The 14,066-nt window shown below is 71.9% G+C and carries 11 protein-coding genes and 2 tRNA genes; 9 read left to right on the forward strand and 4 right to left on the reverse strand.

Translation table 11 applies throughout. From position 1 onward, the window contains the following. Nucleotides 1–82: 82 nt before the first annotated feature. Together AB0H53_RS01170 and AB0H53_RS01175 are read right to left on the reverse strand one after the other, a co-directional pair. Nucleotides 83–610: an NUDIX hydrolase gene (locus AB0H53_RS01170; protein WP_362105226.1), complete on the reverse strand. Its 528-nt coding sequence runs from the start codon at nt 608–610 to the stop codon at nt 83–85. Further along, nucleotides 607–2,016, reverse strand: a complete 1,410-nt coding sequence (locus tag AB0H53_RS01175; RefSeq protein WP_362105229.1) for a zinc-dependent metalloprotease — start codon at nt 2,014–2,016, stop codon at nt 607–609. The genes AB0H53_RS01170 and AB0H53_RS01175 overlap by 4 nt, the downstream gene beginning before the upstream one ends. Nucleotides 2,017–2,206: 190 nt before the next feature. Between AB0H53_RS01175 and AB0H53_RS01180 the strand changes: the two genes are divergently transcribed. From AB0H53_RS01180 to AB0H53_RS01195, 4 genes are all read left to right on the forward strand, one after another. Next, nucleotides 2,207–3,316 carry an SDR family oxidoreductase gene (locus AB0H53_RS01180; protein WP_362105232.1) on the forward strand — a complete coding sequence of 370 codons (1,110 nt, stop codon included), beginning with the start codon at nt 2,207–2,209 and terminating at the stop codon, nt 3,314–3,316. A gap of 226 nt (nt 3,317–3,542) precedes the next feature. Next, complete coding sequence (locus AB0H53_RS01185) at nt 3,543–4,004, forward strand: molybdenum cofactor biosynthesis protein MoaE (RefSeq protein WP_362105235.1); 462 nt, start codon at nt 3,543–3,545, stop codon at nt 4,002–4,004. A 230-nt stretch (nt 4,005–4,234) separates the two neighbouring features. Beyond that, nucleotides 4,235–4,405, forward strand: a complete 171-nt coding sequence (locus AB0H53_RS01190) for a hypothetical protein (RefSeq protein WP_362105238.1) — start codon at nt 4,235–4,237, stop codon at nt 4,403–4,405. 67 nt (nt 4,406–4,472) lie between these two features. Next, nucleotides 4,473–5,561, forward strand: a complete 1,089-nt coding sequence (locus AB0H53_RS01195) for a PDZ domain-containing protein (protein ID WP_362105241.1) — start codon at nt 4,473–4,475, stop codon at nt 5,559–5,561. 27 nt (nt 5,562–5,588) lie between these two features. Here the strand turns inward: AB0H53_RS01195 and AB0H53_RS01200 are convergent, their stop codons facing one another. After that, nucleotides 5,589–6,146, reverse strand: coding sequence for a PPA1309 family protein (locus AB0H53_RS01200; RefSeq protein ID WP_362105244.1), 558 nt, complete (start codon nt 6,144–6,146; stop codon nt 5,589–5,591). A gap of 163 nt (nt 6,147–6,309) precedes the next feature. On the opposite strand from AB0H53_RS01200, the gene AB0H53_RS01205 reads away from it, so the two are divergent. The 4 genes from AB0H53_RS01205 to AB0H53_RS01220 all read left to right on the forward strand — a co-directional run bounded on the left by AB0H53_RS01205 (nt 6,310) and on the right by AB0H53_RS01220 (nt 11,883). Then, nucleotides 6,310–9,201: a UPF0182 family protein gene (locus AB0H53_RS01205; protein WP_362105627.1), complete on the forward strand. Its 2,892-nt coding sequence runs from the start codon at nt 6,310–6,312 to the stop codon at nt 9,199–9,201. Between the two features lie 135 nt (nt 9,202–9,336). Beyond that, nucleotides 9,337–9,410: transfer RNA gene (locus AB0H53_RS01210), tRNA-Met, on the forward strand. 201 nt (nt 9,411–9,611) lie between these two features. Beyond that, complete coding sequence (locus tag AB0H53_RS01215; protein WP_362105247.1) at nt 9,612–11,648, forward strand: tetratricopeptide repeat protein; 2,037 nt, start codon at nt 9,612–9,614, stop codon at nt 11,646–11,648. 161 nt (nt 11,649–11,809) lie between these two features. Beyond that, nucleotides 11,810–11,883 (forward strand) — tRNA-Met (locus AB0H53_RS01220). 134 nt (nt 11,884–12,017) lie between these two features. On the opposite strand, the gene AB0H53_RS01225 is transcribed toward AB0H53_RS01220, so the two are convergent. Next, the gene (locus AB0H53_RS01225) at nt 12,018–12,434 is read right to left on the reverse strand and encodes a Fur family transcriptional regulator (protein WP_362105250.1); all 417 of its coding nucleotides are present in this window, start codon (nt 12,432–12,434) and stop codon (nt 12,018–12,020) included. A gap of 143 nt (nt 12,435–12,577) precedes the next feature. On the opposite strand from AB0H53_RS01225, the gene AB0H53_RS01230 reads away from it, so the two are divergent. Then, nucleotides 12,578–14,029, forward strand: a complete 1,452-nt coding sequence (locus AB0H53_RS01230) for a catalase (RefSeq protein WP_362105253.1) — start codon at nt 12,578–12,580, stop codon at nt 14,027–14,029. Nucleotides 14,030–14,066 lie beyond the last annotated feature (37 nt).

The following is a 14,066-nucleotide window of genomic DNA, read 5'->3' on the forward strand; positions in this document are numbered from 1 at the left end:
CGGCGACCGCCCTCCACGGGGCCTCAGCCACGCCTCTTCACCGCTCCGGCCCGGCTTCACCGCTGCCGCCACGACTGCGGCTTCAGCGCTCCAGCGCCGCGCGGGCGGCCTCCACCAGCCGTACGACCGACTCGTCGGCGACGGCCGCCACCTCGTCGTACCCGAACCAGCGCAGGTCCAGTGACTCGTCGCTGATCGCCGCCACCGCGTCCGGCGGCGCGAGCGCGACGTACTGCACGTCCAGGTGCCAGTGGCAGGGCGCCGGGATGGCGTGCCGGTCCAGCCGCACCGGACCGCCGGGCAGCAGGGTCAGTCCCGGGACGCCGGACTCCTCCGTGGCCTCCCGCAGCGCCGCCGCCGCGACCGTGGCGTCACCCGGCTCGCAGTGGCCGCCCATCTGGAGCCACATGCCCAGCTTCCTGTGCAGGGTCAGCAGCACCCGTCCGCGCTCCGGGTCGACGACCAGCGCGCTCGCCGTCAGGTGCCCGGCGCCGCACGCCTTCCACATCCCGTCCGGATGGTCCGCCAAGTGGTCCAGGTAGGTCCGGCGCAGCTCCGGCTGGTCCTCGTACGCCTTCAGTACGAGGACCGCGTCATCGTGCAGGCTCACTTGTCGGTGTCGTCCTCACCCTGGTCACGCCCGTCGCGGCCGGCCGCCTCGCCGAGCATCTTGTCCAGCTCGGAGAAGTCCAGGTGCTCGCGGTGGACGAAGCCGTCCGGGTCGTCCAGGTCGGAGGCGGTCGGCAGCATGTCGGGGTGCGCCCACAGCGCGTCGCGCCCGTCCACACCGGCCGCGTCCGTGAGCGACGCCCACAGCCGCGAGGCGTCCCGCAGCCGGCGCGGACGCAGCTCCAGGCCGATCAGCGTGGCGAAGGTCTGCTCCGCCGGACCGCCGGAGGCCCGGCGCCTGCGCAGCGTCTCGCGCAGCGCGTCCGCGGAGGTGAAACGGGAGGAGGCGGCCGCGTGGACCACCGCGTCGACCCAGCCCTCCACCAGCGCCAGCGCCGTCTCCAGACGGGCCAGGGCGGCCTTCTGCTCCGGCGTGTCCTCCGGCTGGAACATGCCCTGCTGGAGGGCCTCCTGGAGCTGCTCGGGGTTGGACGGGTCCAGGCCGCTGACCGCGTCCTCCAGCTTGGAGGTGTCGACCTTGATCCCGCGCGCGTAGCCCTCGACGGCGCCGAAGAGGTGCGAGCGCAGCCACGGCACATGGGCGAAGAGCCGCTGGTGGGCGGCCTCACGCAGCGCCAGGTACAACCGCACCTCGTCCTTGGGCACCCCGAGGTCCTTGCCGAACGTCTCCATGTTCAGCGGCAGCAGCGCGGCCTTGCCGGCCGGGCCGAGGGGCAGGCCGATGTCGGTCGAGCCGACCACCTCGCCGGCCAGCACGCCCACCGCCTGGCCGATCTGCTGGCCGAACATCGCGCCGCCCATGGACCGCATCATGCCGATCAGCGGGCCCGCCATGGCCTGCATCTCCTCGGGCAGCACATCGCTCATGGCCGCGCCGACCCGCTCGGCGACCGGGTCGACCAGCTGCTGCCAGGCCGGCAGCGTCGCCTCGACCCACTCCGCGCGGCTCCACGCCACGGCGGTGCTCGCCCCCGACGGGAGAGACGTCACCCCGTCCAGCCACAGGTCGGCCAGGCGCACGGCCTCCTCCACGGAGGCCCGGTCGGCCGGACCCACGCTGGCGTCCTTGGTGCCGTCCGGCGTCCCCTGCGAGACCGTCTGGCGGGCGATCTGCTTGGCCATGTCCCAGTTGACGGGGCCGCCCTCGAAGCTCAGCATCTGGCCGAGCTGCTGGAAGGCCGCACCCAGGTCGGTCGGGTTCAGCGAGCCGAACATCGCGGCGAACGGATTCTCCGGGCCGCCCGGGCCACCGCCCGGCAGGGCACCGAGCCCGAAGGGGTCGCCACCGGCACCCTTGCCACCTTCGGCGGGTCCTTTCTTCTTGCCCTCGTCGCCGTTCTCCGGCTCCTCCGGCGGAAGGCCGAATCCGAATGGGGTGTCACTCACAGGGTTCCTCGGCTCGTAGGGCCGCCGGCTTCCTGCCGGCGGCGGCTGCCCGACAACACCACCAGCGTAGACATGCGAGCCGGACAAGGGCTCGGTGCTCCGCCGGCTCGTGCCCTGCGGCAGGATGGACGCCACCTGGTGCGCACGCGTCCTTCGCGTACGTACTGAAGACAACCGCTGGAGACGCCCGGTGAGTTCCCCAGATCCACAGGTTCGCGCAGCGCGAAACCACTCAACCCAGTCCGCCGCCCGCGGCCCCGTCGTCGCGGTCACCGGTGCCGCTTCCGGTATCGGCGACCTGCTGACCCGGCGACTCGCCGCATCCCCGGAGATCAGGCAGGTCATCGCCATCGACGAGCGCCGGGGGGAGGTCCCCGAGGCCCAGTGGCACACCCTGGACGTCCGCGATCCGGCCATCGCCGAGAAACTGCGCGGCGCGGACGTGGTGGTGCACCTGGCCCTCGACCTCGACCTGGAGACCGACGGCGCCGCCCGTACCGCGTACAACGTACGCGGTACGCAGACGGTGCTCACCGCCGCCGCGGCGGCGGGTGTCCACCGGGTGGTGCTGTGCACCTCGGCCATGGTCTACGGTGCCCTGCCCGACAACGACATCCCGCTCTCCGAGGACGCCGAGCTGAAGGCCACGGCCGAGGCCACCGGGGTGGGCGATCTCCTGGAGATCGAACGTCTGGCCCGCCGGGCGCCCCGCGCGCACCCCGGCCTCAACGTCACGGTGCTGCGGCCCGCCGTCCTGGTGGGCGGCACCGACACGGCCCTCACCCGCTACTTCGAGTCGCCGCGCCTGCTGGTGGTGGCCGGATCGCGCCCCGCCTGGCAGTTCTGCCACGTCGAGGACCTGGTCAGCGCGCTGGAGTACGCGGCGCTCGAGAAGGTCGACGGGGAGTTCGCCGTCGGCTGCGACGGCTGGCTGGAGCAGGAGGAGGTCGAGGAGCTCAGCGGCATCCGGCGCATGGAGCTGCCGTCCGCGGTGGCGCTGGGCGCGGCCGCCCGGCTCCACCGGATCGGGCTCACCCCGTCCCCGGCGGGTGACCTCGCCTACACCATGCACCCCTGGGTGGTCAGCGTCGGCCGGCTGCACGACGCGGGCTGGCGGCCGAAGTGGACCAACGAGGAGGTCCTGGCCGCGCTCCTGGAGGAGGTCGAGGGCCGCCACACGGTCGCCGGTCGCCGCCTCGGCCGCAAGGACGCCACCGCGGCGGGCGCGGCGGGGGCCACGGTCGCCCTGCTGGGCACCGCGGCGCTGGTCCGGCGCGCCCGCAAACGCCGCGGCCTGTAGCCCGGCCCGCCGCGGCCGCGCTCGGCCCGGCCCGGGCCGCCCACCGGCCCCCGGCGGGTTCCCCGGCCTCCGGGCCGGCGCCTCCGGGCCGGCACCCGCGGGCTCAGCGGTCGCCGGCCCGGGCCCCGCTGGCGCCCAGGGCTGTAGGAGGGTCCAAGCCGCGCCCGGCCGGGCCGGTCGAACCGGCTATTCCGCGATGTCGGTCCGGTACGGCACGATGGACGCCATGGCACCCACCCACGACCACCCCGGCGAGAGCGCGGCGGCCGACCCGATCCGGCTGCTGGCGATCCGCGACACCCCGCTCTCCCTCGACGAGGTCTTCCGGGCCGTCGGAGACGACGCGGCCGGCGGTACCGCGCTCTTCGTGGGCACCGTGCGCAACCACGACGGCGGGGCCGACGTCGACGCCCTGGGGTACTCCAGCCACCCCACGGCCGGGACCGAGCTGCGCAAGGTGGCCGAGAAGGTCGTCGCCGACTTCCCGGTCCGCGCCCTGGCCGCCGTGCACCGGGTGGGAGACCTGGAGGTCGGTGACCTGGCGGTGGTCGTCGCCGTGTCGTGCCCGCACCGCGCCGAGGCCTTCGCGGCCTGCCGCAAGCTGATCGACGACCTCAAGCACGAGGTGCCGATCTGGAAGCACCAGCGCTTCTCGGACGGCACGGAGGAGTGGGTCGGCGCCTGCTGAGCCGCCTCCCCGGCGTCGCCTCCCCGGCGTCCCCGGCCACCCCGGCGCGCCTCCCCGCCCGGCCCCCGGGGCGCGTGTGCGACGACGGACCCTACCTCCCGCCGGCCGGATCCGCACCACGTCCGGGCGCCCGATTTGCGTAACCGCACCCCCGGCATGAGCGTTGAACCGGCGGATGGTTAATCTGCTGATCAGTCAGTGGGGCTCGCTCATGGGGACGGGAGGTCGCGATGGCAGCACTCGCCTGGTTGTTGATCCCCCTCTTCGCCGCCGTCGGCGCCGCGATATGGGGGAGCTGGGCGGCCAGGAGCCGCACCATCGAGGACGTGGCCGAACTGGCCGGCTACGCGCGCTTCCGTGACGCCATGGAGAAGTCCCACTCGGGCCGAGGCGCGGCCTGACGGTCACCCCGCCCCGTACGGACGGCCCCGGGGGTGCACGGACGTTCTCGTCCCGTACTGTCGTTCCATGCCACGCCGCACTGTGACGATGCTCGCCTCCACCCTCGTCCTGATCGCGCTGCTCTGCGCGGGTGTGTTCATCAAGGTGCCCTACTCGGAGATGGGCCCCGGGCCCACGGTCAACACCCTCGGCGAGGCCGCCGGCGAGCCGGTGCTGCAGATCTCCGGCCACGAGACCTACCCCGCGTCCGGGCATCTCAATATGACGACGGTCAGGGTCACCGGTGCGGACTACAGGATGAACCTGGTGGAGGCCGTCTACGGATGGCTGGCCCACGACAGCGTCGTGGTGCCCCACGAGACGCTCTACCCGAACGGCAAGACCGAGGAGCAGTCCACCCAGGAGAACGCCGAGGAGTTCAGCCAGTCCCAGGAGAGCGCGAAGGTCGCCGCGCTCGGGCAGCTGCGCATCCCCGTGGCCTCGCGTGTGGTGGTCGCCTCCGTCCAGAAGGACAGCCCCGCCGAGGGCAGGCTGCACGCCGGTGACGTCATCCGGGCCGTGGACGGCACGGCGGTCAAGCAGCCCCAGGACGTGGCCGAGCTCGTGACCAGGCACCGCCCGGGCCAGAACGTGGCCTTCACGATCGTGCCCGCCAAGGAGGCCGCCGCCGCGGAGAAGGCGGGACGGGCGCCCACCACCACCCAGCGCCTCACCATCAAGACCAGGAAGTCCGACGAGGGCGACCGCGCGATCGTCGGCATCCAGGCCGGGACCGATCACACGTTCCCGTTCCCGATCGACATCAAGCTGGCCGACGTGGGTGGCCCCAGCGCGGGGCTGATGTTCTCGCTGGGCATCATCGACAAACTGACCCCCGGCGACCTGACGGGCGGCAAGTTCGTCGCCGGTACGGGGACCATCGACGACACCGGCAAGGTGGGCCCGATCGGCGGCATCGAGATGAAGCTGGTCGGAGCGCGGGAGGCGGGCGCCCGGTACTTCCTGACGCCCGCCGCCAACTGCGCCGCGGCGGCCTCGGACCCGCCGTCGGGGCTCACCCTCGTCAAGGTCGAGACGATAGACGGCGCGGTGAAGGCCCTGGACCGGATCCGCAAGGGGGACACGGCCGGCCTGCCGGGCTGCTCGGCGGGCTGACCCGGCCCGGCCGTGCCCCGCGCCGGGTCAGGACTCGAACGTCGCGGCGAGGGCCTCGGCCAGACCGGGCACCAGGTCGGAGCCGGTCAGGACCTCCGTGGGGGAGTCCTTCTCGCGCAGCCGCAGCGCCGACTCGCGGGCCCCGTCGCGCAGCACCGCCACGGTCATACGGACCTCCTGGCGGTCCGGGTGAGCGGCCACCCAGGTCGCCAGCCCGGCCTCGTCGAGGCCGTCGGGGACGGACGCCTCGGCGGACGGCGGGAGCATCAGCCGCTCCACCGTCATCGCGCAGCCGGCCACCGCGTCCGGCCAGGCGATCGTGCCGAGGAACTCGTCCAGCGGCCGGTCGGCGGGGATCTCCTCCTGCTCGATCGGGGTGAGGGGGGCGGCGGCGTCGTTGCCGGCGAGACCGAGCTGGGCGGCCAGGCCGGGCTCCTGGGCGCGCAGCCGCGCGGTGTCGACGAGGGCGAAGAGCCGGGCCGGCTGGTCCCAGCCGAGACCGGCGGCGTACTCGTCGATTTCGAGCACCGCGCGGGTCAGCGGGCTCGCGGCCATCGGAGGGCCTGAGGAAGAAAGGTTGGACATGGTCAATATCCTGCCTCCTTTCGACCCCGGGACGGGAACTAGGTAAAGCCTCAGTAAGTTGCATCAGTGGGCTCTACGATCGCTGGGCCCGCTTCAGACGCCGCCGCAGGCGGCACCTGCTTCGACACGACGGAACTTCGAGGGGCGCACGTTGGCTTTCCAGATGCCGGACCGCGGCGGAGGCCCGACCGGGCCACGGATGAGAGTCGGCCGGCCGTCCCGGCGGGCCCGGACCCTGCTCATGACCTTGGGCGTGCTGGCCGTCCTGGCCATGCTCTTTGTCATGTTCGCCGGGTTCTGGACGGACTGGCTGTGGTACAGGTCGGTCCAGTACTCGTCCGTCTTCACCACCACCCTGTGGACCAAGATCGGCCTGTTCGCCGTCTTCGGCCTGCTCATGGCCCTGGCCGTGGGACTGAACATCTGGCTCGCGCACCGGCTCCGGCCGCCGCTGAGCGCGATGTCCCTGGAGCAGCAGAGCCTGGACCGTTACCGGATGGGCGTGGCCCCGTACAAGAAGTGGGTGCTCCTGGCGATCACCGCCCTGGTCGGGCTGATCGCCGGTGCCTCCGCCTCGGGCCAGTGGCGCACCTGGCTGATGTGGGTCAACGGCGTGCCCTTCGGCCAGAAGGACGCGCAGTTCCGGATGGACGTGGCGTTCTACGCGTTCGACCTGCCGTGGTACCGGTTCCTGCTCGGCTTCGGCTTCGCGGCGACGGTGCTGTCCCTGATCGCCGCCGCCCTGACCCACTACCTGTACGGCGGGCTGCGGGTCACCAGCCCGGGCGCCCGCGCCACGGCTGCGGCCACCGGCCACCTGTCGGTGCTGCTGGGTGTCTTCGTCTCGCTGAAGGCCGTGGCGTACTGGCTCGACCGGTACGGCCTGGCGGTGAAGTCCAGTGACTTCAAGGCGACGGGCAACTGGACGGGCCTGCGGTTCGTCGACGCCAACGCCTACCTCCCGGCGAAGACCATCCTGTTCTGCATCGCCGTGATCTGCGCCCTGCTGTTCTTCGCGACGCTGTGGCGCCGCACCTGGCAGCTGCCGGTGATCGGCTTCGGCCTGATGGTGCTCTCGGCGATCCTCATCGGCGGCCTCTACCCGGCCATCGTGCAGAAGTTCCAGGTCCAGCCGAACGAGCAGGCCAAGGAAGCGCCGTACATCGAGAAGAACATCGATGCCACGCGCAAGGCCTACGACATCGACCAGACGAAGCCGGAGAACTACTCGGGCAAGTCCACGGTCAAGGCCAAGGACCGGCTGCGCGCGGACGCCGACACGGCGGCCAGCTACCGGCTGGTCGACCCCAACATCGTCTCGCCGACGTTCCAGCAGCTGGAGCAGCGGCGGAAGTACTACCAGTTCCCGACCACCCTGGACGTCGACCGCTACAAGGGCAAGGACACGGTGGTGGGCCTGCGGGAGCTCAACATCAAGGGCATCCCCAAGCGGAACTGGATCAACGACCACTTCACGTACACCCACGGCTACGGCGCCATCATGGCCACGGGCACGGCGACGGACGCCAATGGCTCACCCGTCTTCACCGAGTCCGGGCTGCCCACCAAGGGTCAGGCCGGCCCGTACGAGCAGCGGATCTACTACGGCGAGAAGACCGAGCAGTACTCCATCGTCGGCGGCCCGCAGAAGGAGCTCGACTACGAGGAGAACGGCGAGAAGACCACCAGCTACCAGGGCAGGAGCGGGGTCAGCCTCGCCAACGCCTTCAACCGCGCCGCGTACGCGGTGGCCTTCAGCGAGCCGCAGATCCTGTACTCGGGCGCCATCGGCGAGGGGTCGCGGATCCTGTACAACCGCACGCCCAAGCAGCGCGTCGAGGCGGTGGCCCCGTGGCTGACCATCGACGGCGACGCCTACCCGGCCGTCGTGGACAACCGCATCCAGTGGATCGTCGACGCCTACACCACGACGAACGGCTACCCCTACGCGTCCCGTACGACGCTCGGGGACACCACCACGGACTCGCTGACCGCCGGCAACCAGACCCGCGCGGTGGTGGCCCAGCAGAACCAGGTCAACTACATCCGCAACTCGGTGAAGGCCACCGTCGACGCCTACGACGGCTCGGTCAAGCTGTACCAGTGGGACACCCAGGACCCGGTCCTGAAGACCTGGATGAAGGCGTTCCCGGGCACTGTCCAGCCCAAGGACGCCATCAAGCCGAGCCTGAAGGAGCACCTGCGCTACCCGCAGGACATGTTCAAGGTCCAGCGTGAGCTGCTCACCCGCTACCACGTCCAGGACGCCGCCCAGTTCTACAGCGGCAGCGACGCCTGGCAGGTGCCGGACGACCCGACCAACAAGGGCGGCAACGCGGTCCCGCCGTACTACCTGAGCATGAAAATGCCCGGGGACCCCGGCCAGCGGTTCGCGCTGACGACGACGTTCACCCCCAACGGACGGCCCAATCTGGGCGGGTTCATGGCGGTGGACGCCGACGCCAACAGCAAGGACTACGGCCGGATAAGGCTGCTGCGGGTGACGCAGGACGTGCCGGGCCCGGCGCAGGTGCAGAGCAAGCTCAACGGCCTGCCCGCCGTCGCCCAGTTCGTCCGCGACATGAAGGGAGCCGACTCCGACATCCAGTACGGCAACCTGCTCACCGTGCCGCTCGACGGCGGGTTCCTCTACGTGGAGCCGGTGTACGCGCAGGGCCGCAACGCCCTCTATCCGCTGCTGAAGAAGGTCGCCGTGTCCTATGTGGACGCGGACCAGCCGGCGGGCGACACCACCAAGGACACCACGGTGTTCGAGGACAACCTCGCCAAGGCGCTGAACGCGGTCTTCGGCGTGGAGGGTGAGGCGCCCACCACACCGCCGCCGCCCAGTGACCCGACCAAGCCCCCGGCCACGGGTGAGGCGGCGCTGAAGCAGGCCATCGCGGACGCGCAGAAGGCGTTCGAGGACGGCGAGGCGGCGATCAGGAAGAGCGACTGGACGGCGTACGGCAAGGCCCAGGAGGCCCTGCAGGAGGCGCTCCAGCGCGCCGCCGCGGCGGACGCCCAGGCCAAGAGGCCGGCACCGGCCGACTGAAAGCACGGGGCGCGCGCCCCGGGGCCCGACCCGCGGCGCGCGCCCCAGGGCGTACGCCCTGGGTGTGTGCCCGGGGGTGCCGTCCTGGGGTGGGCGGACTCCCTCCCGCGTCGTGGTACGGTTGGAACACAACGACGCGGGGTGGAGCAGCTCGGTAGCTCGCTGGGCTCATAACCCAGAGGTCGCAGGTTCAAATCCTGTCCCCGCTACTGAAGACGAGGGCCCGGATCTTTCGAGATCCGGGCCCTCGTCATGTGCGGGGTGGGGCGACGCGCGAAGGGCCGCCGTGATGGGGGGAGTTGGGGTGAAACGTGTTTGACTTGTCTCCCTGTGGGCATGTCGACAAAACGCTGAAGTGACCTCACTGGCTGCGATATACCAGCTGTACGCGGGTAGCGGGTGGTGCGACGATGGAAATCATGGGGGACAGGGCAACTCTGTTGGAGACAAGGCCGTTTGTGCAGCGGCAGGCCGGAAACGCCGCAGACGCGATGGACAGCGCCGTCATGGGTGCCGCGACGGACGCGGCCGTGACCGGCGCGATGACGGGCGCCACGACGGGCGCCACCGCGACGGCCGGCTCCACCGCGGACGCCGCCACCGGCAGCGCCGTGCTGGACGTGGCCGCGACGAGGAGCTCCGTGACCAGCGGCATCACCATGGACAGCGCTGCCGCGCTGGTCGGTGCCGCCTTGGACAACGCCACCCTGGACAGCGCGGAGCCCGGGGACTCCGCCGAGGTCGAGGCCCGGCACCGGCGCGCCGCCGACAGCGGTGACACCATCTCGATGAGCGTGCTCGGCGCGCTGCTGCTGCGCCGCGGGGACCTGGACGGCGCCGAGCCGTACCTGCGCGCCGCCACCGCCGACGGCGACCGGGCCGCCGCCAACAACCTGGGCGTCCTGCTCCACCAGCGCGGGTACCCCGACGAGGCCGCCGGCTGGTGGCGGGTGGCCGCCGTGGCCGGCTCCGCCGCCGCCGCGCACGCCCTGGGCCGCCACTTCCGCGAGCGCGGCGACGAGCCCGCCGCCGAGTACTGGCTGCGCCAGTCCGCCGAGCAGGGCCACGCCCTGGGCGCGTACGCCCTGGCCGACCTGCTGGAACACCGCACCGACGTGGGCGCCGAGCGCTGGTTGCGGGTCGCGGCCGAACAGGGGCACCGCGAGGCCGCCTACCGCCTGGCCCGGATGCTGGAGCGGCAGCCGGTGTCCGAGGCGGACGGCTCCGGTACGGGTACGGCGGCCGAGACCGCCGAGCAGTGGTACCGGCAGGCCGCCGCGCGCGGGCACCGGCGCGCCGCCCTGCACCTGGGCGCCATCCTGGAGAAGCGCGGTGAGCTCAAGGAGGCCGGTCACTGGTACCTCACCTCCGCCAAGGACGGCGAGCCCCGGGCCGCCTGCGCGCTGGGCTTCCTGCTGCGCGACGCGGGCGACGAGGAGAGCGCGGCCGTCTGGTGGCTGCGCGCCGCCCAGGACGGCGACGGCAACGCCGCCAACGCCCTGGGCGCGCTGCACGCCGCCCGCGGCGAGCACCAGACCGCCGAGCGCTGGTACCGCGCGGCCACCGACGCCGGTGACGTGAACGGCGCCTACAACCTCGGGCTGCTGCACGCCGCGCAGAACCGCACCGCCCAGGCCGAGCAGTGGTACCGCCGTGCCGCCTACGCCGGGCACCGCGAGGCCGCCAACGCCCTGGCGATCCTGCTGCTGCAGAGCGGTGACCCGAACGGCGCCGAGCCCTGGTTCTCCAAGGCCGCCGAGGCGGGCAGCGTCGACGCGGCGTTCAACCTCGGCATCCTCTACGCGGGCCGCGACGACGACCGTACGGCGCTGAGCTGGTACGAGCGTGCCGCCGCGGCCGGCCACACCGAGGCGGCCCTCCAGGTCGGCATCGCCCGGCTGCGCGACGGCGACGAGCAGGAGGCCGAACGCCATTTGCGGTGCGCGGCGGGCGGCGGCAGCGCCGAGGCCGCCTTCCGGCTGGCCACGGTGCTCGACGCCCGCCAGTCCCCGTCCGGGACCCCCGGCCTGGGTGAGCCACGGGCCCCGAAGAGCGAGTGCGAGGAGTGGTACGAGCGGGCCGCCCAGCAGGGCCACCGCCGCGCCCAGGTGCGGGTCGGCATGCTGGCCGCCGCGCGTGGCGACATCACCGACGCCGCCCGCTGGTACCGGGAGGCCGCCGAGGCGGGCAGCCGGAACGGGGCGTTCAACCTGGGCCTGCTGCTGGCCCGCGACGGGAACGAGCGCGAGGCCGCGCTGTGGTGGACCAGGGCCGCCCGCGCCGGCCACGGCCGGGCGGCCCTCCGCCTGGCGCTGCTGGCCGCCCGCCGGGGCGAGCTGACCGAAGGGCGGCGCTGGTGCGCCCGTGCGGTCGAGCTGGGCCCGGCCGAGGTGGCCGAACGGGCGGCGCGGCTGAGCGAGGCGCTGCACCAGGAACTCACCGCGTGAAGCAGGGGGAACAGCGTGACGCGAGTGACCCGCGCGGGCGCGTGATCCGCGTGCGCGCGCGACACCGGGCAGCCGCGTGGCGCCTGCCCGGTGTGCTCCGGGGGACCTGCGCGATGCAATTTGCGCTGGTCATCGCCGTCCCGTAAGGTTGGGTTCACCGACGCGGGGTGGAGCAGCTCGGTAGCTCGCTGGGCTCATAACCCAGAGGTCGCAGGTTCAAATCCTGTCCCCGCTACTGACAGTCGAAGGCCCGGGATCCTCCAGGATCCCGGGCCTTCGGTGTTTCCTTCTCCGCGCGCCGTGGTGGTCTCGTACGGTGCCGCTCAGCGCGGGCGCGCCGACGGCACACGCGGGCCGAAGCCCGACCGGCTAACCGGTCGCGCAGTTCGGGCAGGTGCCCCGGTAGGTGACCTCGACGTCCGAGATCGTGAAGCCGAAGCGCTCCGTGTCGGGCAGGTCCGCCAGCGGGTTGCCCGCCGGGTGGACGTCCCGGATCGCGCCGCACTGCGCGCAGACCAGGTGCTGGTGGGGGCGGTGGGCGTTCGGGTCGTACCGCTTGGCGCGGCGGTCCGTGGAGACCTCGATGACCTCGCCCAGGGACACCAGCTCACCCAGCGTGTTGTACACGGTCGCCCGGGAGATCTCGGGGAGGCGCTCCACCGCACGGGCGTGCACCTCGTCCGCCGTCAGGTGGACATGCTCCCCGTCGAGGACCTCGGCCACGACGCGCCGCTGCGCGGTCATGCGCCAGCCGCGTCCGCGCAGTCGTTGCAACAGGTCACTCATGAAAACCAGCCTAACAGGCGGGGGACTCAGTCCCGAATGGGTGTGGCTTTGGATGAGGGCTTGACTTAGACAATGTCCATTGTAGGATCGGCAACGGCATTAGCCAAGGGACAGGACATGCAGGAATTACGCAGGAGGCGCACGTGACGCAGGGACCGCTCACCACGGAGGCCGGGGCGCCGGTCGCCGACAACCAGAACAGCGAGACCGCGGGCGTCGGCGGTCCGGTTCTGGTGCAGGACCAGCTGCTGATGGAGAAGCTCGCTCACTTCAACCGTGAGCGGATCCCGGAGCGCGTCGTGCACGCGCGCGGTGCCGGCGCGTACGGCACCTTCACGGTGACCGCCGACGTCACCAAGTACACCCGTGCGAAGTTCCTCTCCGAGGTGGGCAAGGAGACCGAGGTCTTCCTGCGCTTCTCCACCGTGGCGGGCAACCTCGGCGCGGCCGACGCGGTCCGTGACCCGCGCGGCTTCGCCGTGAAGTTCTACACCGAAGAGGGCAACTACGACCTCGTCGGGAACAACACCCCGGTGTTCTTCATCAAGGACGCCATCAAGTTCCCGGACTTCATCCACACCCAGAAGCGCGACCCGTACACCGGCTCCCAGGAGGCGGACAACGTATGGGACTTCTGGGGGCTGTCCCCGGAGTCGACGCACCAGGTGACCTGGCTCTTCGGTGACCGCGGCATCCCGGCCTCGTACCGCCACATGGACGGCTTCGGCTCGCACACCTTCCAGTGGAACAACGAGGCGGGCGAGGTCTTCTGGGTCAAGTACCACTTCAAGACCGACCAGGGCATCAAGTGCCTCACCCAGGACGAGGCCAACAAGCTCGCCGGTGAGGACCCCGACTCCCACCAGCGCGACCTGCGCGAGGCCATCGAGCGCGGCGAGTACCCCTCCTGGAGCGTCGGCGTGCAGATCATGCCCGCCGCCGAGGCCGCGACGTACCGCTTCAACCCGTTCGACCTGACCAAGGTGTGGCCGCACGCGGACTACCCGGTCATCCCGATCGGCAAGCTGGAGCTCAACCGCAACCCGGAGAACATCTTCGCCGAGGTCGAGCAGTCGATCTTCTCCCCGTCGCACTTCGTGCCCGGCATCGGCCCCTCGCCCGACAAGATGCTCCAGGGCCGTCTCTTCGCGTACGGCGACGCCCACCGCTACCGCGTCGGCATCAACGCCGACCACCTGCCGGTGAACCGTCCGCACGCCACCGAGGCGCGTACCCACAGCCGGGACGGCTTCCTGTACGACGGCCGTCACAAGGGCGCCAAGAACTACGAGCCCAACAGCTTCGGCGGCCCGCACCAGACGGACCGCCCGCTGTGGCAGGCCGTCCCGGTGACGGGTGTGACCGGCGACCAGCAGGCGCCCGTCCACGCCGAGGACAACGACTTCGTCCAGGCGGGCAACCTCTACCGTCTGATGACGGAGGAGGAGAAGGAGCGCCTGGTCGGCAACCTGGCCGGCTTCATCTCCAAGGTCTCGCGCGACGACATCGCCGAGCGCGCGATCAACAACTTCCGTCAGGCCGACGGAGACTTCGGCAAGCGGCTGGAGGCCGCGGTCCAGGCCCTGCGCGGCTGACAGCACTGGATCGCTTGTCGTGGACGGAGGGGCCGGC

Origin of the sequence: Streptomyces sp. NPDC050856 (genome assembly GCF_040653855.1) — a bacterium.
In the GTDB taxonomy this organism is placed as follows: Bacteria; Actinomycetota; Actinomycetes; order Streptomycetales; family Streptomycetaceae; genus Streptomyces.